Here is a 24,437-nt window from a genome sequence, read left to right on the forward strand (position 1 = left end):
GATTTTAATGCGGATGACACTTTCGAGGGAGAATGGAAACCGCGTCTAACTATCCTGCTACGGTAGTCTTATAGATGCAGCAGATTCAGGATGTTCTCCGAGGAGATGGGCCATGTCTACTGTTTTAATCACCGGAATTGCAGGTTTTATCGGATCCAGCATCGCTCGCGCACTTCTGGACGAAGGCGCGCAGGTACGCGGAATCGATAACCTCTCTACCGGCTCGCTGGAGAACATTGACGAAATTCGCTCTCAGATCGACTTTCGCAAGGCCGATGTTCTGGACCGGGACGCCCTGAAAGATGCCTGCGATGGTGTGGATTACGTCTTTCACGAGGCGGCCATTCCCTCGGTACCGAAGTCCGTCGACGACCCGATTGGGACCAACGGCCCAAACCTGACCGGGACGCTCTATGTCCTTGAAGCCGCCCGTAAGGCAGGCGTGCGCCGCGTCCTCTATGCCGCCTCCTCCGCGGCCTATGGCGACTCGCCAGAGCTTCCGAAGACCGAAGACATGCTGCCGGCTCCGCTTTCGCCCTACGCAGTTCAGAAGCTTGCCGGCGAGCAATACCTCGCCAGCTATCACAGGGTCTATGGCCTGGAAACGGTCTCGCTGCGCTACTTCAACATCTTCGGCCCCCGCCAGGATCCATCGTCGCAATACTCGGGCGTGCTGGCCCGGTTCATCTCGCTGATGCTGGCAGGTCAGACGCCGACCATCTATGGAGATGGCCTGACGAGCAGGGACTTTACCTATATCGACAACGTGGTCTCCGCAAATCTTCTTGCAGCCAGGGCTCCTGCGGCGAAGGTTGCCGGGCGCGTCTTCAATGTGGCCACCGGCCAGCGCACGACGCTGCTCGAGGCCTTTGCCGAGATCAAGCGCATCACCGGATTTACGGGCGGAGTCAATCATGCTCCGGAGCGCGAAGGCGACATCAAGCACTCACTGGCCGACATTCAGATGGCAGAACAGGCATTCGGATACAAGGTGAAAGCTGGCTTGGCGTATGGCCTGGAACAGACCATTGAATGGGCCAGAACGATGGCAACAGCCTGAGGATCGGTCATCGAGTATAGACTGCCTGCTTAGGCGCACCATCGAACGTACCGTCTGTTAGTGTCTGGCTCGAGAACTATCTCAAAAAGTGGCCATTTCTCCACTGCGCTCAAGTGTACGGTCGGGATGACACCTTCGAACAGAAGGACTGATTTCCAGGATCCGTTGAATGACACCGCCTAGAGTTTGTGCAGGTTTTTAGGCATATTGCGCATGCCGAGGACGTGAAAGTCCTTCAAACCACTCTTATTGACGTAGGCGAGCCGGTTATTTCCGTTAGGATCGGTCGGAATCAGGAAAAAGCCCTTTTCCAAAACAAAGTCCCGGGTATTGCTGATCATGCCTTCGATCATCTCGCCATCGTAGAAGTAAACCCGGACCCAGAGGCCCGGCACAATGGGAGCATTCTCGTGGAAATGAAGCGCCTGGTGGCGATCGTCGCCCGCGAAGGTCTTGACGAAGAAGACCGCCTTTGCGTCGACGGTCGGAATCTCCTCCTCCTCGCCGGTCTCCAGCATGAGCTTGATCGTCTCCAGGGGAGAGCGGTTTTCATCGTGGAGCAGCTGCTCGATCGAACCGAGCTCGCCGATGGGAACAGTTCCACGTATCGTATGGTCCTCAAACCGGACGACCACACGATAAACGCCTTCGGCGTTCGTCGCGGCCATCGCCGCAATCTTGGCAGCTACGCGCGATCTTGTGGAGATAGATCGTACTGTTTGATCTTGTACAGCAGAGCCTTGTAGCTGATTTGAAGATCGTTTGCCGCCGCTTTGCGGTTCCATCCAGTTCCCTCCAACACCTGTGCAATTGCAGCCGCCTCGGCGCCGCCTTTGAGATTCTTCACCATTGCCTTCAATCCAGCTCCGGTAGCAGGCTCAATGTTGCCGCCCGTGGCGGCAGGCGTCGTGGCCGGGGCCAGTTCTTCAAGGATGGCCCGCTCATCGCCAAGTACAAGGTACCGGTTGACGACATTTTCAAGCTCCCTGAGATTGCCAGGCCAGTTATGAGCGATCAAAGCATCCATCAGCCTTGTGGAGAACGACAAAGGATCGCGACCATACCGCCGCGCCCCTTTACGCATAAAGTACTCAGAGAGTACAGGAATCTCTTCCCGTCGCTCCCGGAGCGGAGGGATATTCAGCGTAAATCCGTTGAGGCGGTAATAAAGATCTTCGCGGAAGCTCTTATTGGCCATCGCCTCTTTCATATTGATATTCGTCGCCGCGATGACGCGAACATCCACCTTCATGGGAGACCGGCTTCCCAGGCGGGAGAAGGTTCCATCCTGAAGGACCTGCAGGAGCTTGGCCTGCAACAGGGCGGGCATCTCGCCAATTTCGTCCAGAAAGATTGTTCCGCCGGTGCAGATCTCGAATTTTCCGGGCTTCGTCTTCACAGCTCCCGTAAAAGCGCCCTGCTCATAGCCAAAAAGCTCGCTCTCCAGAAGGTCGGCCGGTACAGCAGCACAGTTTACTTTCAGGAAGGTGTTCTGACTGCGCGAGGACATCTTGTGGGTGTAGAGCGCGAGAATCTCTTTGCCCGTACCGCTCTCGCCGAGGATCAGCAGAGGAATATCGGCACGCGCAACCAGCGCCGCCTGCGATTCCAGATCGCGCATCTTCTTGCTGGAGCGAACGAACGAATGCGTCTCGTTGAGCGGGACCTCGCGCGGAGCGTCGCCTACAGCGCCCTTGCGGTCGGGAGAGACGAGATGCTCCTCGATCGTCTCCTCAACGTCGGTTCCGACAAACGGCTTCATGACGATGGCGCGTACGCCGGAACGAATGACGACCTCGAGATCCCGGATCTCCGCCGTACAGGACAGAACAATGACGGGAAGGTTGGGATGCGAGGCACGAATCTGTGTGACCAGAGGAAAAGAGTCGCGGCCGGGATGCAGTGCGAGCAGGAGCATATCCGGCTCTTCACTCTGCTCCAGGCGGAGTAGCAATGACTTCTCTTCCGAGAAGAGGGTTAATTCATACCGATCTCCGAGGGTGAGGCGCAGATAATCCAGCACCGCAAGGTCCGGCTCAAATGCAACGACCTGAGGACGAGATTTAGTCACAGACTTCAAAGCAGACATACTGTAAGACGCAGAAGCCGACATACCAACACCCCTATGATGCCAATTCGAGTTCTTGCGCCCGAATTCTGGCGAGCCTGGAGGGTCGTGCGACCATCACCCATTTTCCAGGCCATGCTGTTAAGTCAACCAACCCGGGAAGTGGGGAGACTTCCGGCGAGCTACTTAGAAATTCTAAGTCGGTTTAGAAGAAGTGCGACATAAAAATGTTAACAATTTTGCCGACAAGTGTGAAAAATGTTTACCACTTCCGGGCAAAGCCTCCGGCCGGACAACGGGATTGATATCCGACACAAGCAAAAAAGTGCCACGTATTATTTCCTGGCGGAGTCCATCCGGCGGAAGAGGTAATCCCACTCAAACGAGGCGGTAGCGGCCAGGAAACTCCGCTTCCCGCAAAAGCAGAGTCCCCGGAAGGAAGATTTCCACACCTGCGAACTACGGAATTCTTTCCCGTCATTGGCAGATTGGCGTGCGACTTGCATGATGAAAAGCATTGCACTCTTTTCTCTACCCCATTTAGACGGGAAATTGACTTGGTTCATCACACGGAATCCGCTGCGTCCTTCAGTCTGCCGCCGATGGATATTACCTTCGGTAAAACCGCCGCAATGCAGGCGGTACGGAACAAAATAGAGCGAGTCGCCGAGACAGATGTCCCTGTACTGATCCAGGGCGAAAGCGGGACAGGAAAAGAGATCTGCGCGCAACTGCTCCATATGCTTTCTCTTCGCTCGCGAGGAAGCCTGGTCAAGGTGAGTTGTCCGGCGATTCCGCACTCTCTGCTGGAAACCGAGCTGTTTGGCTATGAAAAGGGAGCCTTCACCGGGGCCACCACCACGAAACTTGGCCGCGTCGAACAGGCGCATAACGGTACGCTTTTTCTCGATGAGGTAGGGAGCCTGGACCTAAACGTTCAGTCCAAACTGCTCCAGGTACTGCAGGACGGAACCTTTGTAAGGGTCGGCGGACATGAATCGCGATCCATCGCGACCCGCCTGGTCTCAGCGGCCAATGGCGACCTGAGAACACAGGTCGAAAACGGCACCTTCCGCCTGGATTTTCTCTTCCGCATCAATGCCGTGACGATCAACCTGCCTCCTCTTCGTCAGCGGATTGCGGATCTTCCGATCCTGATCGACTACTTTATCGAGCATTACTCGCGCGTCTTCCGTCATACGCCTGAACTTCTCTCGAAGAGCGCTATGCGGCTGATGCAGAACTATCACTGGCCGGGAAATATCAGGCAGCTTGAGAACCTGATCCGCAGCTATGTCCTGATCGGCAGTGAAGACGCCCTGATCGCGGAGCTGATCCCGGAACAGAATCGCAACGGGGTGACCGCTGAGATCGACCTGAGTGAGCCGGTCTCTCTCAAAAACATCACCCGGCAGGCAACACACGATCTCGAACGGCAGATCATCCTGAAGGTCCTGCGGGCCAACAGCTGGAACCGCCAAAAGACCGCAAAGTGGTTACAGATCAGCTATCGTTCGTTGCTCTATAAACTGAGCGAGGCTGGCATGCCTGAGGTGCCTCCGCGCCCCCTGCGGACCGCCAGCACAAAGCGCAACGAGAGCGCCGTAAGGTCTTCCCAGCCGGGCTCAACTCCGCGAACCAGGCTGTACTAACAACTTCTGGCGAGCCGCCTTTATTTTTGAGAGCGGCTCCGCTCGAAGGTTCGGGACAGAACCTCCGCTACATCTCGGCTGACATCGGCCCAGCTTCGCGAGTGACGTCCGGCAATCTCTTCCGCCTGCCAGGATTGTGAGAGCACCTGGTCGAGCGCGCCGGCGAGCGCCTGAGCGTCACGGGCGGGGATAAGGCGGCCGCTGGTATCGTCCATCAGCTCGGGAATTCCCCCCACATTGGTGGCTACGACGGGGCGGCCCGAGGCAAGGGCCTCAACCACTACATTCGGGCAGCCCTCGCGATAGCTCGGCAGCGTGATCAGATCGGAGGCAGCCATCCAGGCGGCCACCTTGTCGGTCGAGCACGATGGAACGAAGCTGATCCTGTCTTCCACGCGATGCTCGACGACTGCCTGAGCAAGCTGCTGGCGGGCTGGTCCATCTCCTACGATCCAGGCGTGCAGCCGGGGACGCCGCTCCCGCAGCTGCGCGACTGCGGCGATCAGCTCTCCCAAACCCTTTGCCATGTCCAGACGGCCAACGTAGACGACAGCCTCTGCGTCAGGCGGGAGACCAAGAAAGCTGCGGGCGGCAGAGCGGTCGTCCGGGTGGAAGATGCTGGTATCGCAGCCGTTAAGGATGGCGCTGCTGCGCTCCAGCGGAGCCTCCAGGCGACGAGCCGTCTTCAGCAGGTCGCCGCTGACGGTGATCGTGTGGTCCGCGGTCCTGAGGACTCTTCGCGTGAGCCAGCCGCAAACAGGATCGGGGATTACGTTGAGGTCGGAACCGATTGCGGTGACGACAAAGGGAATCCGGAGCGCCCGAGCAACGCGCAGGGCGGCGTCGCCGTCGGGATAGACGATGTAGTTGAGGATGATGTCGGGCCGCCAGGCGCGCACGCTGGGAAGGATGCTGCGGGAGGCGGAAAATCCATTCAGCGACCGGCTGATTGCGGGAAGCGCAGGGTACGGCAGGTATTCGACATCGACCCCTTCGACACGATGGTTGAAATCGATGCTGCGGCCGGCACGGCTGGCGGGGGTGAGCAGCGGAGGATAGCGCGACTCAGGGTAGAAGACCTTCAGCTCGCACTCTTTGGCGAGGATACGCAGTGTCTGGTAGGCAGAATGCCCGGCCCACGGCTCGTGGGAGGTCGGGAAATAGCGGGTGATGACGGCAACTCTCATGGGAGTGCCTTCACCTTTTTCTGCTTGTCCTCGACCAGTTGTTTGAGGATGGCGGCGTATCGTGCGGTAAGGGGACGCCGGTGATACGCTGCAATTCGCTCTAAATCGGGCTTTGCCGCCCGATCGGAGGAGGTAACTGCCTCTTCCAGCATCCTGCGTATCGCCAGGGGATCTTCTGAGTCGGCCCACTGCCCCGAATGCGTCTCCTCCAGAAGGCGTCGCACGTCGCCGTCCGGGTGAACTGCGGCGAGGATCGGCTTTCCTCCGCCGAGATAGTCGTAAAACTTGGCAGCGACGTTGATGCGGTCGTGGGTGATCAGGAGCAGATAATCCGTATTCCGTATCGCGGCCAGAGCCTCCGCCTGGGGGATAAACCCTTTAAGTTCAATCGTCTCTCCCAGGGAAAGGAGTTGCTCCCGATAGGCCGGGGTTTCGATATGACCGATATATCGTACGCGCAGCCGCGACCGAATCTCAGGCGAGAGGGCAAGGACAGCTTCGACAAACGTACCCGGAGCGGTAGAGCCGTAGACCGTTCCGATATAGGTCAATACGATCTGCTGCCCCTGGCCGGGGTGTGAGTAGGTCTGCTCGGTCGGGGGGGTGGCATCATAACCGTTGTTGATACAGAGAAACTTCTCCGCCGGGACGTTGGGGTACCTTGCCTGAAGCTCGCGCCGTGCCGCCTCCGTCACCATGACGACCGAGGTAGCATGGCGGACCCCTTCGCTCTCGGTCTTTTGGGCGATCTTTCTTGCCCGACTGTTGTTGTTGAAGCTTACAAGATCGATCGTCGTACTGAGCCACTCGTCCCGAAAGTCCAGAACGATGGGGAGATCGGGAAAGAGACGGCGAAGCTTCGTCACCAGCTTCACGCTGGAATAAGGCGGGACCGTAATCAGAACAGCGTCAATAGACCGCTCACGAATGATGCGGGCTGCTGCTGGAAGTGCAAACGGAAGCCAGCCGATCTGGGGATCGGGCAGAAGAAGATTTCCAATCCATCGCTTCAGCGGATTTCTTTCTCTGGAAGAAGACTGCGAAGCGGACTGGGCCTTCCCTCCAGTGATCGCCTTCTTAACCGATTTGCGAAGCCAGAAGGGAAGATCGAGAGTCCACGTACGATGCACCTGGACCTCGGACGGTACCTGCTGAAGCAGACTGAGGTCTTTGCCCACGGCGGGAGCATTGCGCGCTGTAAGCACATCTACCCGGATACCGTTTTCAGGCAGATACTTGGCCAGCGAGAGCGCACGCAGGACACCGACACCACCTGCAGGCGGAAAGGAGAATGTAATCAGAAGAAGGTTCAAGGCTGATGGACTCCGGAAGGGAATCCAGCCATCTCCGGGAGACGCGAGCCGGGACTGAGGGGGCCGGTCAACTCTTCAATGGCGCAGAACATGTCGTAGGCGCTCGCCCAGCGCAGCTCGATACCGCGACGCCCGGTCTCCTCATGCAGCCAGCGGAACATCTCTGCAAGTCCGCTGGCGCGTGTCTCCGTTCCCAGCAGAACGTCGGCATTATCTTCCCGCGCCCCGTGGGTATGGACCTTCAGGAACATCTCGTCTCCGACGAGCGGGGCATGATCGAGCCACAGACGGACCCGTTCCAGCGTCGGAGGATCGTTATGTGCAATCTCGCCCATCTCGACGCGCGGCGCGCGCCCTTTGCGGAACCGCAGACCGACGGGACCTGTAATCATCAGGAGGTCGCCTCTCGAACCCCCTCCCACACTGGCTTCAATGCCGCGATCGAAGGCCTTGGGACGCCCGGGCGTTCCAGTACACCAGTAAACCTGGTTGACGATGCGGCCCTGGGTAGGAGATGGAATCGAGGGCATGGTGAAGTCGGCATAGCAGCCGAGATCGCGCAGCAGCTCGATCTCGCCCGTCAGGCCGCAGTCGAGCCCGTCCGGGCGCGAGTTGTCCAATGCCCAGTTTCCGTGGATGAAGCCGAAGACCATGCGGCCGCGATGATCGTTGAGCAGACCATGATCGTTGCGCAGGCAGCGGCAGAAGTCGCTCATCTTGCGAATGAAACTCTCCGGGGTTTCGTCGCGATGGTGGATGTGGACTTCGACGTCTCCGATTCCCTGCTGTGTCATCTCTGCAAGAGGCTGAAGCAGCTCGGCCTTATACTCCTCCTGCGGATAGAAAAAGCTGTACCGGGGGCGTTTGCCTTGAGCGTCACGGGGCGCAGCATCGGCAATCCGCGGCCACAGATGTTGCCATCGCGCGACACGCTGAAGAGCAACTTCCATGGAGACCTTCTGGCAAAGAGGCTCGTAATGGTCTGTGATGGCGACCCACAGACGGCGGACCTTTGGCCGCTGAATCAGGCGCCTTGTTCTGTCGCGGAAGTACCCTGGAAACCATAACTCTGCGTGACGGGGAAGGTTCATTATGATTCAGCTCGGTAAAATCCTAAGACAACAGAGCAGGCTTCAGAACAGGAATATGCCCGGGGCCCGCTGTTTCTTCTGATCATGGGTATGCCAGATGCACTAAGATTGCACTTGGGACTGCAGTATCTATTTTATGGGACTTTTCCTCACGCTACTTTACATTCTGACGGCGTATCTCGGTCCCGAGACCCTTTGGGGCTCTCTTTACGAGTTTCACATCGAGATCATTATCGCGTTCCTCGCCCTGGTTGCGTCCCTTCCGCGCATCCAGGAGTCGAAGCTCCTCAGCATGCCGCAGACCTACGCGCTGACGGGCATGTGTTTCGCGGTCTTCTGTTCCATGGTGATGACCGGATGGCTGGGATCCATTCTTCCAGCCCTGCTCGGTTTTATCCCGAATACGTTCGCGTTCTTCCTTGTGGTCGTCAACTTCCGGACGAAGAGACATCTGCAGTTCCTGGCGCTTACGCTCTTTGTCGTCTGTGCGTTCACCATTGCCAGGGGCTATATGGCACTGCGGGCGGGCGATTTCGCCAATCCATACCTGATGCCACAGGGCACAGAGGGCGGGTACATCTATCGCCTGCGCGGTATGGCGTTTATCAACGATCCAAATGACTTTGCCCAGGTCATGGTGAGCCTGATTCCCTGCATGTTCTTTTTGTGGAAGAAAGGGAGTCTCCCCCGGAACGTTCTCTTCGTTCTGCTTCCAGTGGGATGGCTCGTCTTCGGCATGTACCTGACGCATTCGCGTGGCGGAATCGTCGCTCTCATGGCTGTCATGCTGTTTGCCTCACGGCGCAAGATCGGCACGATTCCTGCCGCGATGATCGCCGGCGGTTTTTTTGTGCTTACCTCCGTTGTGGGATGGTCGGGTGGGCGAGATGTCTCCATGGAAGCCGGAGCCGGGCGCATGGAGGCCTGGGCTGTCGGAATCGACCTCCTGAAGAGTCATCCCCTCTTTGGAGTAGGGTTCAGCCGGTTCGGAGAATACTTCTTCATCACGGCGCATAATACCGTTGTTGTATGCGCTGCAGAACTGGGAATGTTCGGGCTCTTCTGGTGGGTGGCGTTTATTGTTCCTACCCTCCGTGATGCCATCCTCTCTTCACAGGAGAAGAAAGAGAATGTCTCCGAGGACGATGCCTTCTCTTTCGCCCACGCGACGGGTATTCGGCGCGATATCCCAACCATGCCATTGGCGCGGCAAGAAGCAAGTTTATCCGTAGCCAACGATATGGGATCGATAGCCACACTGGAAGCACCCAAGAGGAACGCGGCAGCGATTCCTCTGTATCTGGCTGATGATACAGAGGAGCAAACTCCTTCCGTGGATGAGATTCGTCGGTTGGCACAGCTCATGCTGGTGTCGCTCATCGGCTATTTCGTCGCAGGATGGTTCCTCTCCCGCGCCTACGTTATGACTTTGTTCATCTATGGCGGAATGGTCCAGGTGATTTATCACATGGCACTCCGTCAAAATATAGTTTCGGTCCGCATGCCGTCCTTTAAGGTGGCGCAATACTCCGCCATTTGCTCGGTAGGACTCATCTTTATTGTTTACCTGATGCTGCGCTTCCAGCACCTGGCAGGCGTCCGCTAAGAACGGCCCCCTGCTACATGGGCCGGAAGGCGTTGAAGATGAGCTTGAGGCCGTGCATGGAGTTAGCGACCAGGATCAGTCCCAGTGCGAAATAGACCAGCGTCACAGCATTGGCAATGTGATAGATGATCCTGTTCTCCCGATACTTCGCATAGCGCACCTTACCCAGCCGTTTCTTGAGGAACAGTGTGTAATAGTGGACCGCTACTACACCAACGGCGTGCCACAGACCGTAGATGACGAAGGTCGGGCCTGCGCCGTGCCAGATTCCCATCAGGACAAAGACGATGGCGATGGCGAGCGCGATGCAGTGCGGTGCTAAAGCAGGTCCGAAACGGCGCACGAGCGATTTGGACAGGGGCACAAAGACCATATCGCGCATGTAATCGGTGAGGGTAATGTGCCAGTGGGCCCAAAACTCCTGCAGGTTGCGTTTGCTGAAGGGGCGGTCGAAGTTTTCGTGAACGTGAATTCCCAGAAGGCCGGAGACGCCGATTGCGAGATCGCAGAAGCCCGAGAAGTTCAGGTAGAGGTAGGCACAGTAACCGGCCACGGCGATGGGGAAATCGATCCAGTGATGAGGGAGCCCATCGGCCAGCAGGCCATCGTAAGTAAGCTGGTTGGCGAGATTGCCCAGAAAGACGTACTTCGTCAGACCAATCAGGATGCGGGCCCAGCTGCGTCCGATGGGCGTGAGCGAACGGTCGGGCTTTGTCAGTGAGTTATGGAAGGCGCTATAGGGATTGATGGGTCCGATGGAGAGCGTCGGCACGAAAAAGGCGAAGGAGAGGTACTCCGAAAAGCCTGGCATGGGGACGATCTCGTTTCGAATCTCGTGCACCATGTGGCTCAGCCGAAAGGCCATGTAGGAGAGGCCGAGGAAGAAATCGGCAAAGACCTTGTTGGAGAACGGCGCGGGAACAAACCCCTGGGTCCACTGCCTGGGAACGTACTTCACGACCGCAAGCATGAGGATGGGGAAGAACAGGGGAAGCCACGTGCCCAGTTTTTTGCCGAGCAGCAGATACTGTACCGCGACAAGCAGGACGTATACCCCGAACATGGCCGTCGAAAAGATGAAGTACTGCTTCACATCGTGGAGACGCACACCATAGGTTCCGCGTGAGAGGCACACGGCCAGCCCGAAGACCAGATTCACGATGGCGAAGGCAGGCATCCTCCAGCGGTCCGGGGACCAGCGCAGCACAGCCCACGCCGCAATCGGGAAGAAGAGAAACGGAACCGTGAGAGTAACAAGCAGCAGTGAGTTGGACAGAAAATGGGTCAGCCCGGGCGGCATCGTAGAACTATTCCTTTTTAGAAGGCCTGGTAAACGAGGTTAACCGACAACGACTCGGGTGTGATGAACAGGGTCAGTGTGATCGCCACAATGCAGAGAGCGAAGAGAACGCCGACGAGGACAGGATTCGGTTTATTGGGCGGTAGAGCCATGGGCTTCCTTTTTGTAGAGATCGAGGATGGCAGGCGTCATCGCGCGCGTGAAAAGCTCTCTGCCATTGTCGTTAAAGTGCTGATCGTAGTAGTAGTTGTTGACCTCATCGGGAGGCGTATTGCGAAAGAGCGTTGCCGAGGGAATTCCGAGGACGGGAGTCGAGGGCAGACCAATCACTGCGGGCCAGTACATACGTTCGGGAACGCGGGTCATTCCCTTCTCGGTATCCTCCGGGATGTGGATCAAGGCAAACGGCACGTTGTATTTCCGGGCAAGGTCCCCAATGGCACGTGCCCAATGCCGGTGATAGGGGCCGAGCGGCACACCATCGAAGTCGAAGTTGGGATCATTCTTGCCGTGGGAGTAGATCGAGTCCACCGAAATCTGCGGCGGAGTCCGGGGTTCAGGAACGAAGGTTGAACCGTAATAGCCGACAGCGCCGTATTCGGATTGCGAGCCGAGCGTGACGACAAGATGGGGATCCTGGATGCGGTGATTGGGCCGCAGATAGTTCACAATCTGCCGGGGTGAGCCAAGCACCTCCGCGCCATAGATGGCAACGCGGCTGCGAAACGGCAGGCCCTCCGTCGACTGCGGGAACTCTCCCCAACGCATCCAGCGATACGCCTGAATGTGGGGGGAGTCTCCGATCAGGGCGAGCGTCGGCATATCCATGATGACGAGCCTTGCCTGACGGTGCTCCAGGAAGTCCTTCATCAGCATGTACTGCATGTCCAGCCCCTGCCACTTGAGCGCAAGTCGCGCGACTTTTGCCGGACGGCCAAGCTGGGCGCTCAGCTGCTGCTGCACGTAATCGACATCGACACCGCGCACGATGAGCGAGCTGCCAACGAAGAGAATGTCGACGGGACCTTTGTCTTCGAAGATCTGTTTCTCATCGTAAGGGCCCGTGCCCGTCTCGACACGAATGCCGGTATAGACGCGGTCACGCGGAGGCAAACCCGCCACCGACATCAGGACAGGAAGACTGAGCAGCGTAGCGACCACAACGATCAGCGCGACCGCATGGCGGTTCGACCAAAGTGCGGGGAACATTTATGCCTTCGCGTTCTCATTCATACGGCGTTGAATGAGGTTGGCAAACTCGCCCAGATTCTTGGTCGCCTCGACCTCGCCCACTCGGAAGCGTACGTTGAAAGCCTTCTCGACGCCAAGCACCAGCGAGATCTGCAGAAGCGAGTCCCACTCTTCCACGTCCTTGGCGCTCAACTCGGGCGTCACCTTTACGTCGTCGAGAAATACGTCGTCGAAGACAGTCTGCATTTTGGCAAGAATTTCAGTTTGAGTCATATGCTCTCCGGTCTATTTGAATATGTGTCTTTGTGGGTTCGTAATCTTTGGTGGTTCGCTGATAGGTAACACGCTCGGGCGTCTCCTCGATGAGCGAGAAGCCCATTCGCGGAAAGAGATCGCGCACCATTCCATTCTTCTCCGAAGGGATGTAGTGTCCGATGACGGTGCTGCAGCCACGCTGCTGCGCCAGGCGCACAATCTCGTTAGCGACTTCATCTTCCATCTGGCGCTTGAGCACGCGGCAGCTCATCAGCCAGGTGTCGACGACTGCCGTCTCGCCCTCTACCCTGACGATCACGACGGAGATGAGACCGTTGTCTCCGAACTTGTCCGCCAGCCTGACACTGAAGGCATAGTAGTCAGGATCGGAGATCAGCGCTTCGACTTCAGCCTCTGTCCGGCGTTGCGTGGTTACGTTGAACTGATTGCTCTTATTGATGAGCTGGGAGATGCGGGGCACGTCCACGGGGGTGAACTCGCTGATGACGCTGCGCATCTCAAGGGAGCTGAGGTAAGACTCCATGTCGGTCCCGGAGCTCATGGCCTGGGCACGCGCTGCCTGCTGCTGATACTGCTCGCCGCGCTGGAGGTCGTCTGCGGTAATGGAGCGTGGCTCGAAGAGCCTGCAGTTGAGAAGCTGCGTGGCATATTCAGCCGGGTCGGGTCCCAGCCAGATCGTCTCAATCTCCGGCACAAACTGTTTGACGATCTCGATCTCGGCGGGATTGTCGTCCACAAAGACGATGGAATCGAGGCCGAGATTCAATTCCTGCGCGATGCGGCGCAGGTTTTCGGACTTCGGCTCCCAGTTGGCCTGAAAGCTGGCGATGTCTTTCAGTCGCAGAACCATCTCGGGATGCTTTTCGAAGGGCTCGGCGGCGTTCTTGTAGTCGTTCTTGCTGCAGACCGCCAGGACCACTCCCCGCTTAGCCAGCGATGCGATGGCGAGTTGGAACTGTTTGAACGCCTCGCCGCGCGCATGCGTCCCTCCAATCTCAATTCCGGTCATGCCGTCGTCGCCGATCACGCCTCCCCAGAGCGTATTATCCAGGTCGAGAGCAAGCACCTTCTTGGACGGGCGATGCAGTGATGCGACGAGACTGGCGACCTCCCGCGCAATCTCTACGGAAAAGTCGGACGAGTAAAGCTGCTTGGTCTCGAACCATGCTCTCGGGTCATGACTGTCGGCAGCGCCGCTGCGGGTGGCGAGAAACTCGGCATCACAGATGTGAACGAAAGATGGAGCATGAATGCCAAGCTCCAGATTGACCAGTTTGCGGAAGCTCCAGTTGGAACCCCACGTCCGCACGCGGAAAGAGCCGGGATCGAACTCCGCTGCGGGGAGGAAGTTCGCGAGGATAACCTCGGCTCCGCTGCGGTCATGGACTACCCGACAGAGATCCAGAAGATCGGCCGCCATCTTCGATGCCTCGGCCTGTTGTTGCTGCGGGGGATCGGTCAGGGGACCAGGGTAGACGCACCGCTGGATGGAAGGGATGAGAAAGAGGACATCAGGGCGGAAGGTGTAGAGCTCGCTCTCCGGGTCGAGGATCTCCGCAATGTAGTTGTCGTAGTCACCCTTCCACAGTTCCGTGTCCCACCAGCCGGACGAAGAAGCGGCTCCGATCATCTGCTGGATCAGCTCGTGAAGCGGATAGAGGCTGGAGCCCCCGGCCATCGCCAGGCGGATGGTCTTGTCACCGCCTCCGGGAATGCCTGCCTTGACCGCCTTCTTTCGAGCCGTTGCCAGAGAAAGGACGGTACTGAAGTCCGTGGCCGCGCGGGTTGCCGCACGAAGCGCCGGCCAGACTGCCGCGGAGCGCGCCGCAAGAAGCTCACGAACATCTTCAGGACCTGCTTTAGAACCCGGCGCTGCAAGGATTGCTTCACTATTCATAGAACACTGCTCCCCTGGAAGTTTCTTCTGGAGCGGAGGCCTGTAGCGTGCACGCCGGGCAGACATCCGGAATAAACCGATATAAGGAATGTTGTCAGAATATCGCTATGCATTCGAGCACGAATGCACCAGTTAGTATGGTGTAGGTTCACTTTAACGATTTCAGCGCTCGGCTTCCTGTTTGGCCGGACGCATGGCCCTGCATGAAGATCATTCACGTTGTCTACAGCCTGGAGATGGGTGGCGCAGAGATCCTTGTGGCTCAGCTGTGCCGCCTGCAGAGAGAGCACGGCCATGACGTCTCGGTGATCGCCTACAGTAACCTCGGAACACTTGGCGAACAGCTTGTCGCAGAAGGTTTTTCGGTCCTGGTGCTTGGAGAAGCCGCCTTCGCAAAGACGTTTCTCCGGTTTATAAAGGCCTTCCGGCGTCTTCGGCCCAACGTCGTTCATTGCCACAATCCGGCTCCGACCCTGCAGGCCGCGATTCCTGCGCGGCTGACCGGTACGCGTTCCGTTCTCTCCACGCGACACAGCCTTGTGGCCCCTCCCTACAATCCAAGTGAGGAGAGAGCGTTCAACTTCGTCACACGATTCTGTAACTGGGTAGTCGGCATCTGCGATGCCACCTGCGAGAATCTGAAACGCATCCCGGGAGCCCATCGCGACAAGATCGTAAGAATCTACAACGGCGTCGATCCGGTCCCTCCCACTCCTGCAGAGAGCTGTCCTGCAAAAAGTGGCTTCACACTCCTGTTTGTCGGCCGACTGGCTCCCATCAAGGATCTCTCTACGCTCATTCGCGCTGTGGCAATCGCAGTTCAGCGCGTGCCGGACCTGCACTTGTGGGTCGTCGGACATGGCGCAGAGCGCGACCACCTGGACTCTCTGGTTTCGGAACTGGGAATTCGCGAGAACGTCACCTTCTGGGGCGAACGGCTGGATGTTGCGGGCTTCTTCCGCACCGCAGACCTCTACTGTATGTCTTCCGTGTCGGAGGGCCTGCCGATGTCGCTGCTCCAGGCAATGTCCGTGGGAGTTCCGGCGATCGTGACGGATGTAGGAGGTATGGCCGAGGTCGTGAAGAACTCCAATGCCGGTCTTGCAACTCCCGTGGGCGATCCTGAGGCGATGGCCGGCGCGATCCTTCAGCTTGCGTCCGATCCGGACCGCAGGCACGCTCTGGCGGAAAACGCCAGGGAGGCCTACCAGCAAAATTTTACGCTGGAGCGCATGGACGCATCCTACATAGAGCTCTACAGCCGGCCATCCTGAAGCGAACAACACTGTCATCCTTTAGCGAAAAAGCAGCAGATTCAAATCAGTTGCACAAATTACTTTTCAAGTTCCGGGCGAACAGTGAAAGGCAGTCGGTGGCATTCCTCATACACTCTCCCGCCCTGGCTCCATCGGCAGTCCGGCAGCAAGCGCAGCCGGTTTCGGCAACCATATCTTCCATAACGGACCGCGAGTAAAGATGAATTTGTAAAGTCCGGCCACAGCTGCCACGTTCAGCACCAGCAGTGCGCCTGCCGCGGAGGCGATACGGTGGATGACAGGAAGCCTGACCCGCAGGGAAGCGGCGGCGGCAAGCCAGAAGAGCCACTGAGCGGCAGCCATCACACTCCACAACAAAGATCCCGAGCCCAGCCACGTTGCGCTGAACAGCAGAAGGACAAAGAAGTACGGCACGAGCAGCCGCGTCACCTTGTGAGACACCAGCTGGAAGAGGACCCGATTCCCTGGTCCGAGCGTCCAGGGAGCCTCCGCAAACAACTGGTAGTTTCCGGCAAGTGTGCGAATTTTGCGCTGGAACTCTCCGGAGACCTTTCCCGGCCAGGTGTCGTAGACGATGGCAGAGCGGTCAAGGACGCTGCGATAGCCCTGCCGCAGAATCGAGAGCGGCTGAAACATGTCGTCGAGGATCAGACCATCGGGAAAGGGCCGGATGAGGTTGCGGCGTGCCGCATAAAAACCGCCATAGACACCGACGGGAGAGTCCCACGCAGCCTCGCAGTTGCGAATCCACTGCTCATAGCGCCAGTAGACGCCACTGACGGCGGAAGCCGCAGCGTCGTGGCCGTCCGTGTTCAGGACCAGTTCGCCTGCGACACAGCCGACGGATGGATCGGCAAAGTTGCTGAGCAGCTTGCGGAGAGAGCCTTCGGCGATCGTGGGACGGATGTCGACGAACAGAAGGATCTCGCCGGTCGCTTGAGAGATGCCGTGGTTCAGCGCAGTCGCCTTGCCTCCCTGTTCGGGAAGAATAACCGTATGCAAACGAGGATCGCTGTTCTGCTGGAGTGCCTCGACCGTACCGTCGGTGGAGCCGTCGGAGACGACGATGACCTCCTTGATCAGAGCCGGATCGAGCGAAAGAAGATGCTCGAGCTGAGCATGGATTCGCGCCTCGCCGTTGTGGACAGCCATGACGATGCTTACGGGAGCGTCGAAAGGAGCCTGCTTCCATGGTCTGGGAAAGAGTCGAGCCAGCAGGTACATCACAATCGGATACCCGGCATAGGCATACGCGATGATGGCCAGAGAGACACAGAACAGCGTCGTCATTGCGCACCCCTTCGGCGCAGGATCGTCTTGACGGTCTCAAACATGATCAGGAGGTCCAGGCCCAGAGTCATGTGCTTGATGTAGTAGAGGTCGTACTCCAACTTCTCGCGGGCTTCCTCAAGGGTTGCGCCGTAGCCGTATCGCACCTGTGCCCATCCGGTCAGACCCGGCCGGATCATGTGGCGGAGGTCAAAGTAGGGGATGTTCTCTGAAAGCCACGGCACAAACTCAGGTCGCTCCGGGCGCGGCCCGACAAATCCCATGTCTCCGCGCAGAACATTCCAGAGCTGGGGGACCTCGTCGATGCGCGTCTTCCGCATGAAGCGGCCAATCTTTGTTGCGCGTGGATCATCCTTGCTGGCCCACTTGGCGCCGGAGGCCTCCGCATCCGTCCGCATGGTGCGGAACTTGACTACCATAAAGTTCCTGCCGCCCATGCCAACCCTGGTCTGGCGGAAGAAGATGGGCCCGGGCGATGAGAGTCGCACGGCGAGCACGACAAAAGGAAAGAAAGGGAGGAAGAGCAGAAGGCCGATTGCCGCTGCCAGCGTAGAGACGATGCGGCGAGCAAGCTGCTGTGATGGCCTGACGCGGAAGCCTTCACTGTAGATGAAGTTGCTGGGCCGCAGACCATCCAGATAAAGCTTGCCGGTGAGGCGTTCGAGCAGGGAGCCTGCTTCCTCAATGACAACGCCATCGAAACGCAGCTTCAGCAACTCACGCAATGGAAGCTCGCCACGCCGGTCTTCAAGGGCGACCACGACGCGATCGACTCCCCTGGAGGAGCCGCGAAAGGATTCGAGAGTCGCCTTGACGGCTGTCTTGCGCTCTTCTCTGTCGGTCGGCATCGCCTCAAAGGCGACGACTTCCATACCTGCATCTTTCCGCTGACGCAGCACATTGACGACCATGCGCGCCCGGTCTCCGCCACCGAGAACGTATACCCTCTCTCGAAAGATATCCCTGCCCAGGATCCACTCGTACATGCTGCGCCAGATGACAAGCCCAAGCGTCAGGAACATCAGGCCAAGCAGGAGAACGTAACGCGCAATGTCAATCTGGGGGAAGAAATAAACCAGTGCGGATAATAGAAACGAGAGAAAACCAAGAACCAGAAGAAGGCGAAAGTAGATCTCCCAGCGCTCAGAGATCCTCTGAGGCTCGTAGAGATCGAAGTAATAGGAAAGCAGCAGCGTGAGAACCGTAAGCGCCGCAATCTTCAGTTGGCCGTACTCATAGTTCAGGCAGATATAGGTGTCCGGCCCCAGGACCAGCTTGGTGGCCAGCAGAAACGATCCACTGACGATGAGAGCCTCGCACATCAGCAGAACAATGGTGCGGGTCGGATAGTACACATTGAAGAGGCGAATCATCGCAAATACAGGTCCCCACCTACTCCTTATTCGAGTTGTAACCGTAGTAGCTGCTCGTCTGAGGATTCTCAACTAAGGCGTTGAGCACAAAACCCAGCACATTGGCCGACCGCAGCTCCGAGGCGGCGCGCTGCGCTACCGCATACTTTGTGACGCCGGCACGAGCGACAAGGAGAACGCCATCGCAGGAACGCGCCAGGTTTACGCCGTCCGATACCGGAACAACCGGGGATGAGTCGACAATGATCCAGTCGAAGTAAGGGGCCGCCAGCCGAAGCAGTTCGCCAAACCTGGGATTACCGGAGAGGTCAGCGGCTTTGTCACCGCCATTTCCACCGGGGATAAAGGTGAGGTTGGAGAGAATGTGATTGACCGAGTTGGGGGCTGCGCCTTCGGCCATACGCTGCATCACCTGCTCGGCCGAAGCTTTGCCAGCCAGGTATTCTGCGAGTCCGGGATGCGACTCCGTTCCCAGCATCTCATGCAGGGTGTAGCGGCGCATGTCTCCATCGATCAGCAGAACCTTGCTGCTCTTATGACGAGCCAGGCTGACCGCCAGGTTGGCGGAGACAAAGCTCTTGCCCTCCTGCGGCAGACCGCTGCTGACCAGGATGGATTTGAGGGGACGAATGTCACGCGCCTCATAGACGCGGGAACGCAGGCTGCGGAACTGCTCGACTGCAGGGCCACGTTCAAGCAGTGCCGGAAGCCTGTCGATCGCGGGGTTCCACGGAAGAGAGGCAACCGCGCTCAGATTGAGGCCGCCGCCCAGATCATGGACAGGAGCCGGATCATCGACCGATACTCCACCAAAGGTCGCTGGCTCCTCGTACGGAAGAGTTGCGGTAGCAGATGTATTTCTCGGTTCGTCGGCTGGCAGGGGAGACTCGCCAGGTTGGCGTTCAGCCTTCTTCTCCGACTCGGCTTTCTGAAGTGCTTCATATATGCGGCTCATCGATCCTGCCTTCCTTTAATTTCGCCATCGAACGCTGATACAAAGCCCTGATTTTCCGCATAACCGCCCCGCATGTTTCCGCTAGAAGCCATGGGCGAGATCAGAAAGGGTGCGGTCTCCAGCTCGAGCTCCGCGGCGACCCCTTCAACCATCTCCGCCGAAACCTCCTGCACCTGCTCGACGAAGGCCACAATCAGGCAATGCTCGCAGAGAAGATTAATCACACGCGGAATACCGTGGCTGTACCGGTAGATCAGATCCAGCGCCTGGTGGGTGAAGATAGGCCTGGTTGCGCCAGCCAGCCTCAGCCGCTCGGCGACATAGGCATGGGTCTGGTTCTCTGTCAGAGGCTGGGTCCGGCACCACAGGGCCACACGCTGCCGCAGCTGACGGACACTCGGGTGACGCAGCTTCTCCTCAAGCTCCGGCTGGCCAGAGAGAACGATCTGGAGCAGCTTTTCCGAGGAGGTCTCGAGGTTGGTCAGCAGACGAATCTCCTCCAGCAGGTCCCAGGAGAGGTTCTGCGCCTCATCGATCACGACGACGCAGGTCTCTTCCATGCGGAACCGCTCGATCAGCCAACGATTCAGCTGAAGCAGCATTCCGGATTTTGTCCGGCTGGTAACCGGGATGCCGAAGTCCGCCAGCACAAATTCAAGAAAGTCCAGCACCTCAAGGCGGGGATTGAAGACAAAGGCCGTGGAGATGCGGCGATTGTTGAAGGACGCCAGGGCCCGCTTGAGCAGGGTGGTTTTGCCGGTGCCAACCTCTCCGGTCAGCACGGTAAATCCCTTCCGCGCCGAGATCCCGTATTCCAGGCAGGCGAGAGCTTCCCTGGTGTGCGGCATCATGTAGAGAAACCGCGGATCCGGGCTGGTTCCAAAGGGGCTGCTGTGTAGTTTGAAGAAGTTGTTATACATGGTCATTCGCCCGTGTTCACTAGAGGCTTACCAGCTTGAAGTTCCGATCTTCGACGCCCCAGCCCCCATCGCCGGCCTGGCGGAGGTTGGTCAGGATCGTTGGAAGAAAACGAGATGACACCCAGGGTAGGAAGTTTGGTGAAAGCCCAGACGTCGCGCTCTGAGCGCATCACGGTATCCCTGTACTCTCTCCAGGCCACCAGTATCGTCCCCAGAAAAAGACCTGCCACAAATCCGGCTCCGATGAAGACGCCACGCTTGGGGAAGGTAGGACTGTCGGGAAGGTTGGGCTGGTCCATGACGCTGAACTGCTCGCCCTGCTGACGCCGCTCGAGATCGGTTGCCATCTTGGACTGGTTCATCTTCTTGAGCAGATCGTCATAGAAAGCCTGTGCCGTCTGGTAGTCACGCGTGATGCTCTTGTACTCCTCCAGCACCATGGGGCTCGAGGAGATCCTGTCCTGGTACATCCGAATCTGGCTGGAAAGAAGGGCCTGATCGTGCCGCTTGGACTGAATGCCCTGATCGAGCGAGCGCAGCTGCGCGCGCAGCTGCTGCACGGCGGGCGAATCATTCCGGCTCGGCGTCGAGCTGGCAGTTGCGGGGGTAGCGGGAGCCGCGGGCTCCGCCGCAATCTTCGCCTGCAGATCCTTGATGCGGCGACGCACGGAGACGACATCGGGATAGCTGTCCGTGTACCGGCGGGTCAGATCGGCCTCTTCGTTCTCAAGCGTCTGAAGCTGCGACTGCAGGGCGCTGGGGCTCGCACTGGAGTGATCGCCGCTGCCGGTCGGGGACATGCCCTGCTGCTGCGCGATCATCGATTCGGTATAGCTCTTGTCCTGCTCCATGCGGTTGAGAGCCTGGGTGGCCGCATCCAGCTGAGTATTGAGGCTGGTCAGCATGTTGATATTGGGAGTCTCTTCGCCGGGTAGACGTCCCAGATACTTGGACTGGAACGCTGCCAGCTTTGCGTCCTGCTCATCGAGCGCACGCTTTGCATCTGCCAGCTGGCTCTTGAGGAACTCCGTCGTCCCTTCTACAGTCTGCGCCCGCGCATTCAGATTCGCCGTCACGAACAGCGAAGCGATCTCACCGCAGACCTGCTGGGCCGTATGCGGATCCGAGTCCTTATAGGAGATAAAGAATCCCGGCAGTCCCCCCGTCCTGGCCATCTCGGAGTGGATCGGTTTGATATCGATGTTCTTACGAACCTCGTCGATCCGGTCGTCCATTGACATCTTCCTGGTGCCATAAAGATTGAAGCGCTCAATGATCGGTTCAAGACGCGACCGGCTGAGGATCTGTTCCTTCATCGAAGCCAGACGTGCTGTGATGTCTTCGACTACGACGGGCCTGACGTAGTCGTCCGGCACTTTCTGTTGTTCGACGAGGATGAGAGTCTGGGAGACGTAGCGCGGAGGTACGATAAAAGTAAGCACGAATCCCACCAGCGCAAGCAGAACCGCGGGAGCGGCGATGATCCAGCCTCTGCGTTTCAGAATCCCTAAATAATCGTCCACATTGAGCGTACGATGTCCAAGCATAGTTAACTCCTTAGAACTCTCCGAGACGGGTAGCGCGTGGTGTCCACGAGACCCCGATTCCAAAGATGTGCGACAAACCGTTGAAGGCGTTCGGAACCAGGATTCCCTGGTTGAAAGACTGGTTCTGGGCCGTATAGCTGGCGTAGCCTGAAAGCGTTCGGCTGAATCCGTGGGTCAGCTGCAGAATTCCATATTCGGTATTGGTGATGCCATTGATTGAACTGGCCTGCGAGATTGCAAGCAGGCCGCTGGTCCTCGTATAGACCATGGATGCGGAGCCGGCCCATCGAGCATTAAAGGTGCGACCGGCCGTCGCCATCACGGAATCGGATAATGCTCCCGGCTGGACGCCGGAACCGCCGTTGACCCCATGCATATAACGTACGTTGTAGTTTGACAGCCGGCGGCTATAGCTCACGCCCCCATTGACGTAGAAATTGAGACGGTCGGGAATAAGAGCTGCAGCCGAACTCGAAATCCACATAGGACCAGCCGAAACATCCGTCGAAAGCGACCGGGTCCACAACCGGGTGTAGGCCAGATTCACGCCCTTGGTCTGATAGGTGATGTCACCGGCAGGAAAGCCCGGAGGGTAAAGGTTAACCAGGTTCGTCAGATTGAAGGAGGAATATACCCCGCTGAGGCTGACGGAGCTCCTCCGGTTGATCTGATGGTTAATCCCGACCTGCACCGTAGTCATCGACGTGTCCAGGCCATTGTTCTTATCCAGAAAGTGCAGAAGCGACCATGCCCCACTGCCGCTGATCGACGTTCGTCCGGTCAGGCGGCGTTCCACAGTGCCACTCAACATATTGCTGATCCGGTTGCCGGAATAGGTGAGAACGCCGCCGGCGGGTCCCTGCGACGGCCCATCAATGGGGCCGGTCCCGGGATTATTGACGCCGGGGACACCGGCAACACCGGTCACCGGTGACTGCGGAAGGAAGCTGAAGGAGTCCGTAGCATTCAGGACCCACCTCTTTCCAATGAGGCTCTGGCTGATCGCGACGTTCTGGTACGTCGAGGTGCCCTGGCCGCCCTGGCCCAGGACCAAACCACTGGCAATGAGCACCGAAGTCGGATGAACATTGCTCAAAGAGGTGTACCCCAGAATGCCGGACAGCGCCGTTGCGCTCGTTACATTTCCGTTCCCGTAATAGCCGTACTGAACGATCTCAGAACCGCTGAGAGCATAGTGCACCGTACCGTCCACCCAGGAGAGTCTTGGGGTGGTCGTGCCGGCAGGGGTCTGCGTCTCGACCGGAACAGCAGTGGGCGCTGCCTGACCAAACGATCGACCTGCGAGAGCAAATACAACAATCGAAATCGGAATCCACGTTTTCATTCTTTTTTCTCGGATGCTTTATGGAACGACGATGGTGTCACCTGGTTTCAGAGGGATTCTCTGCGAATCGTCCCCTTTGAGCGCCTCTTTATAGTTAAAGGGAATCTTCTGCTGCTTTCCGCCCTCATTCCGTAAAATGTAGATCTTTTTGGAATTGGCAAAGGGGGTCAGACCTCCTCCGGAGGCGATCGCCTGCAGAGGCGTCATTCCCGGCGTCATCGGAACGGGTCCGACGTGACCAACCTCTCCAATCACGAAGATGCGCTGGCTGGTATCCGCCATGACGACGACGGAGACGTTGGGATCCTGGATATATTTCTTGAGCTTTTCCGCAATGTCATCCGCCAGCTGCATGGGGGTTCTGCCGGCCGCCCGGAGATCTCCGATCAGCGCCATCGAGATCATCCCGTCAGGGCGCACCGGAATCGTCCCCGAGAGAGTCGGCTCCTTCCAGACAGTGATCGCGAGAGAATCGTCCGGACCGATAACGTAACGGGCGTTATCTATATTGGGTGCTCCCTTCTCTGCGGTTGAAGGGGCAGACTGGGATTCAACGGGTCTTGTGGCCGCGGGCGGTGTATTCTGAGCCGGCGTTCCCTGATTTTCCGAGGTTCCCTGGGCATAGACCGAGGTTGAAACTAAGACTAAAACTCCGACATGAAGCCATTTCATGGATTTGCTCCCGGATCCTTCACTACGACCGCTTTTAAGATTCTTTCCATTCTCACTCATCCCGCTGCGCGCTGCCTCCATTTCCATAACCCCGACGACTCTCTCCGACCATCTTGCAAATCCTTGCACATCTATCGTCGGTCGCCGAGTGCGTACTGAGAAAGATGCACATATTAGAGGGAACAATGTCTGCGGGGCGGGTCCAAAGAGGTCATCACTGATCTAGCAAGCACAACACATGCCAAAGCGCCCGCGGTCTTCACTTTTTTTGATTCCAGCCAGAATATGGATACTTTTTCGAGCTGAATCCCGCGTATTATGGGGCAATTTCCTCTGGAGAGCGCCCGAGGCCGCCAAATTTCGAACCTCATCATCGTATGCAGAATGGCAGCGTAAATGGGAAAAGTTTTTCTCTTT

21 protein-coding genes are annotated in these 24,437 nt (G+C 57.9%); 4 read left to right on the forward strand and 17 right to left on the reverse strand.

Annotated features, from left to right (window positions below; translation table 11 throughout):
• Window positions 1–112 precede the first annotated feature (112 nt).
• Window positions 113–1,060 carry an SDR family oxidoreductase gene (locus GWR55_RS11180; RefSeq protein WP_162402334.1) on the forward strand — a complete coding sequence of 316 codons (948 nt, stop codon included), beginning with the start codon at window positions 113–115 and terminating at the stop codon, window positions 1,058–1,060.
• A gap of 179 nt (window positions 1,061–1,239) precedes the next feature.
• Here GWR55_RS11180 and GWR55_RS11185 read toward each other — a convergent pair whose 3' ends face one another.
• Window positions 1,240–1,728 (reverse strand): hypothetical protein, encoded by a 489-nt coding sequence (locus GWR55_RS11185; RefSeq protein ID WP_162402335.1) that lies wholly within the window; start codon window positions 1,726–1,728, stop codon window positions 1,240–1,242.
• Window positions 1,729–1,745: 17 nt separating this feature from the next.
• Complete coding sequence (locus GWR55_RS11190) at window positions 1,746–3,131, reverse strand: sigma-54 dependent transcriptional regulator (RefSeq protein WP_238398355.1); 1,386 nt, start codon at window positions 3,129–3,131, stop codon at window positions 1,746–1,748.
• Between the two features lie 599 nt (window positions 3,132–3,730).
• On the opposite strand from GWR55_RS11190, the gene GWR55_RS11195 reads away from it, so the two are divergent.
• Complete coding sequence (locus tag GWR55_RS11195) at window positions 3,731–4,780, forward strand: sigma-54-dependent Fis family transcriptional regulator (protein ID WP_238398356.1); 1,050 nt, start codon at window positions 3,731–3,733, stop codon at window positions 4,778–4,780.
• A gap of 20 nt (window positions 4,781–4,800) precedes the next feature.
• On the opposite strand, the gene GWR55_RS11200 is transcribed toward GWR55_RS11195, so the two are convergent.
• The 3 genes from GWR55_RS11200 to GWR55_RS11210 are packed head-to-tail and all read right to left on the reverse strand — an operon-like array spanning window position 4,801 to window position 8,230.
• A complete protein-coding gene (locus tag GWR55_RS11200; RefSeq protein ID WP_162402337.1) occupies window positions 4,801–5,967 on the reverse strand; it encodes a glycosyltransferase in 1,167 nt (388 codons plus the stop codon).
• Entirely contained in the window at window positions 5,964–7,280 is a 1,317-nt protein-coding gene (locus GWR55_RS11205; RefSeq protein ID WP_162402338.1) for a glycosyltransferase, read from the reverse strand. Before GWR55_RS11205 ends, GWR55_RS11200 begins: the two co-directional genes overlap by 4 nt.
• Entirely contained in the window at window positions 7,277–8,230 is a 954-nt protein-coding gene (locus GWR55_RS11210; protein WP_238398357.1) for a hypothetical protein, read from the reverse strand. Before GWR55_RS11210 ends, GWR55_RS11205 begins: the two co-directional genes overlap by 4 nt.
• A gap of 277 nt (window positions 8,231–8,507) precedes the next feature.
• Here GWR55_RS11210 and GWR55_RS11215 point away from each other — a divergent pair, with 277 nt between their 5' ends.
• Entirely contained in the window at window positions 8,508–9,977 is a 1,470-nt protein-coding gene (locus tag GWR55_RS11215) for an O-antigen ligase family protein (RefSeq protein ID WP_162402340.1), read from the forward strand.
• A 13-nt stretch (window positions 9,978–9,990) separates the two neighbouring features.
• On the opposite strand, the gene GWR55_RS11220 is transcribed toward GWR55_RS11215, so the two are convergent.
• The 5 genes from GWR55_RS11220 to GWR55_RS11235 are packed head-to-tail and all read right to left on the reverse strand — an operon-like array spanning window position 9,991 to window position 14,641.
• Entirely contained in the window at window positions 9,991–11,277 is a 1,287-nt protein-coding gene (locus GWR55_RS11220; RefSeq protein WP_162402341.1) for an MBOAT family O-acyltransferase, read from the reverse strand.
• Between the two features lie 17 nt (window positions 11,278–11,294).
• On the reverse strand, window positions 11,295–11,429 hold the full coding sequence (locus tag GWR55_RS19445) for a hypothetical protein (RefSeq protein ID WP_255490417.1): 135 nt from the start codon (window positions 11,427–11,429) through the stop codon (window positions 11,295–11,297).
• Window positions 11,410–12,486 (reverse strand): hypothetical protein, encoded by a 1,077-nt coding sequence (locus GWR55_RS11225; RefSeq protein WP_162402342.1) that lies wholly within the window; start codon window positions 12,484–12,486, stop codon window positions 11,410–11,412. Before GWR55_RS11225 ends, GWR55_RS19445 begins: the two co-directional genes overlap by 20 nt.
• Window positions 12,487–12,741: an acyl carrier protein gene (locus GWR55_RS11230; RefSeq protein WP_162402343.1), complete on the reverse strand. Its 255-nt coding sequence runs from the start codon at window positions 12,739–12,741 to the stop codon at window positions 12,487–12,489.
• Complete coding sequence (locus tag GWR55_RS11235) at window positions 12,728–14,641, reverse strand: HAD family hydrolase (protein WP_162402344.1); 1,914 nt, start codon at window positions 14,639–14,641, stop codon at window positions 12,728–12,730. Before GWR55_RS11235 ends, GWR55_RS11230 begins: the two co-directional genes overlap by 14 nt.
• A gap of 203 nt (window positions 14,642–14,844) precedes the next feature.
• Between GWR55_RS11235 and pelF the strand changes: the two genes are divergently transcribed.
• On the forward strand, window positions 14,845–15,915 hold the full coding sequence (gene pelF / locus GWR55_RS11240) for a GT4 family glycosyltransferase PelF (RefSeq protein ID WP_162402345.1): 1,071 nt from the start codon (window positions 14,845–14,847) through the stop codon (window positions 15,913–15,915).
• Window positions 15,916–16,023: 108 nt separating this feature from the next.
• Here the strand turns inward: pelF and GWR55_RS11245 are convergent, their stop codons facing one another.
• Genes GWR55_RS11245 through GWR55_RS11275 form a run of 7 tightly spaced genes read right to left on the reverse strand, consistent with a single transcriptional unit; the run spans window position 16,024 to window position 24,020 of the window.
• Window positions 16,024–17,208: a glycosyltransferase family 2 protein gene (locus GWR55_RS11245; protein WP_162402346.1), complete on the reverse strand. Its 1,185-nt coding sequence runs from the start codon at window positions 17,206–17,208 to the stop codon at window positions 16,024–16,026.
• A complete protein-coding gene (locus GWR55_RS11250; protein WP_162402347.1) occupies window positions 17,205–18,581 on the reverse strand; it encodes a TIGR03013 family XrtA/PEP-CTERM system glycosyltransferase in 1,377 nt (458 codons plus the stop codon). Before GWR55_RS11250 ends, GWR55_RS11245 begins: the two co-directional genes overlap by 4 nt.
• A gap of 19 nt (window positions 18,582–18,600) precedes the next feature.
• Window positions 18,601–19,536, reverse strand: coding sequence for a CpsD/CapB family tyrosine-protein kinase (locus tag GWR55_RS11255; protein ID WP_162402348.1), 936 nt, complete (start codon window positions 19,534–19,536; stop codon window positions 18,601–18,603).
• A complete protein-coding gene (locus tag GWR55_RS11260) occupies window positions 19,533–20,462 on the reverse strand; it encodes an ExeA family protein (RefSeq protein WP_238398358.1) in 930 nt (309 codons plus the stop codon). The genes GWR55_RS11255 and GWR55_RS11260 overlap by 4 nt, the downstream gene beginning before the upstream one ends.
• A complete protein-coding gene (locus GWR55_RS11265) occupies window positions 20,459–22,003 on the reverse strand; it encodes a Wzz/FepE/Etk N-terminal domain-containing protein (RefSeq protein ID WP_162402349.1) in 1,545 nt (514 codons plus the stop codon). The genes GWR55_RS11260 and GWR55_RS11265 overlap by 4 nt, the downstream gene beginning before the upstream one ends.
• 10 nt (window positions 22,004–22,013) lie before the next feature.
• Window positions 22,014–23,348: a hypothetical protein gene (locus tag GWR55_RS11270; RefSeq protein WP_162402350.1), complete on the reverse strand. Its 1,335-nt coding sequence runs from the start codon at window positions 23,346–23,348 to the stop codon at window positions 22,014–22,016.
• 18 nt (window positions 23,349–23,366) lie between these two features.
• Window positions 23,367–24,020 carry a polysaccharide biosynthesis/export family protein gene (locus GWR55_RS11275; protein WP_162402351.1) on the reverse strand — a complete coding sequence of 218 codons (654 nt, stop codon included), beginning with the start codon at window positions 24,018–24,020 and terminating at the stop codon, window positions 23,367–23,369.
• Window positions 24,021–24,437: the final 417 nt, after the last annotated feature.

Source organism: Edaphobacter sp. 12200R-103 (assembly GCF_010093025.1).
GTDB lineage: Bacteria > Acidobacteriota > Terriglobia > Terriglobales > Acidobacteriaceae > Edaphobacter.

Coding starts and splice junctions, on each gene's coding strand:
- GWR55_RS11180 (WP_162402334.1), top strand. CDS start 113: ATGTCTACTGTTTTAATCACCGGAATTGCAGGTTTTATCGGATCCAGC.
- GWR55_RS11185 (WP_162402335.1), bottom strand. CDS start 1,728: ATGGCCGCGACGAACGCCGAAGGCGTTTATCGTGTGGTCGTCCGGTTT.
- GWR55_RS11195 (WP_238398356.1), top strand. CDS start 3,731: ATGGATATTACCTTCGGTAAAACCGCCGCAATGCAGGCGGTACGGAAC.
- GWR55_RS11200 (WP_162402337.1), bottom strand. CDS start 5,967: ATGAGAGTTGCCGTCATCACCCGCTATTTCCCGACCTCCCACGAGCCG.
- GWR55_RS11210 (WP_238398357.1), bottom strand. CDS start 8,230: ATGGAAGTTGCTCTTCAGCGTGTCGCGCGATGGCAACATCTGTGGCCG.
- GWR55_RS11215 (WP_162402340.1), top strand. CDS start 8,508: ATGGGACTTTTCCTCACGCTACTTTACATTCTGACGGCGTATCTCGGT.
- GWR55_RS11220 (WP_162402341.1), bottom strand. CDS start 11,277: ATGCCGCCCGGGCTGACCCATTTTCTGTCCAACTCACTGCTGCTTGTT.
- GWR55_RS19445 (WP_255490417.1), bottom strand. CDS start 11,429: ATGGCTCTACCGCCCAATAAACCGAATCCTGTCCTCGTCGGCGTTCTC.
- GWR55_RS11225 (WP_162402342.1), bottom strand. CDS start 12,486: ATGTTCCCCGCACTTTGGTCGAACCGCCATGCGGTCGCGCTGATCGTT.
- GWR55_RS11230 (WP_162402343.1), bottom strand. CDS start 12,741: ATGACTCAAACTGAAATTCTTGCCAAAATGCAGACTGTCTTCGACGAC.
- GWR55_RS11235 (WP_162402344.1), bottom strand. CDS start 14,641: ATGAATAGTGAAGCAATCCTTGCAGCGCCGGGTTCTAAAGCAGGTCCT.
- pelF (WP_162402345.1), top strand. CDS start 14,845: ATGAAGATCATTCACGTTGTCTACAGCCTGGAGATGGGTGGCGCAGAG.
- GWR55_RS11245 (WP_162402346.1), bottom strand. CDS start 17,208: ATGACGACGCTGTTCTGTGTCTCTCTGGCCATCATCGCGTATGCCTAT.
- GWR55_RS11250 (WP_162402347.1), bottom strand. CDS start 18,581: ATGATTCGCCTCTTCAATGTGTACTATCCGACCCGCACCATTGTTCTG.
- GWR55_RS11255 (WP_162402348.1), bottom strand. CDS start 19,536: ATGAGCCGCATATATGAAGCACTTCAGAAAGCCGAGTCGGAGAAGAAG.
- GWR55_RS11260 (WP_238398358.1), bottom strand. CDS start 20,462: ATGACCATGTATAACAACTTCTTCAAACTACACAGCAGCCCCTTTGGA.
- GWR55_RS11265 (WP_162402349.1), bottom strand. CDS start 22,003: ATGCTTGGACATCGTACGCTCAATGTGGACGATTATTTAGGGATTCTG.
- GWR55_RS11270 (WP_162402350.1), bottom strand. CDS start 23,348: ATGAAAACGTGGATTCCGATTTCGATTGTTGTATTTGCTCTCGCAGGT.
- GWR55_RS11275 (WP_162402351.1), bottom strand. CDS start 24,020: ATGAAATGGCTTCATGTCGGAGTTTTAGTCTTAGTTTCAACCTCGGTC.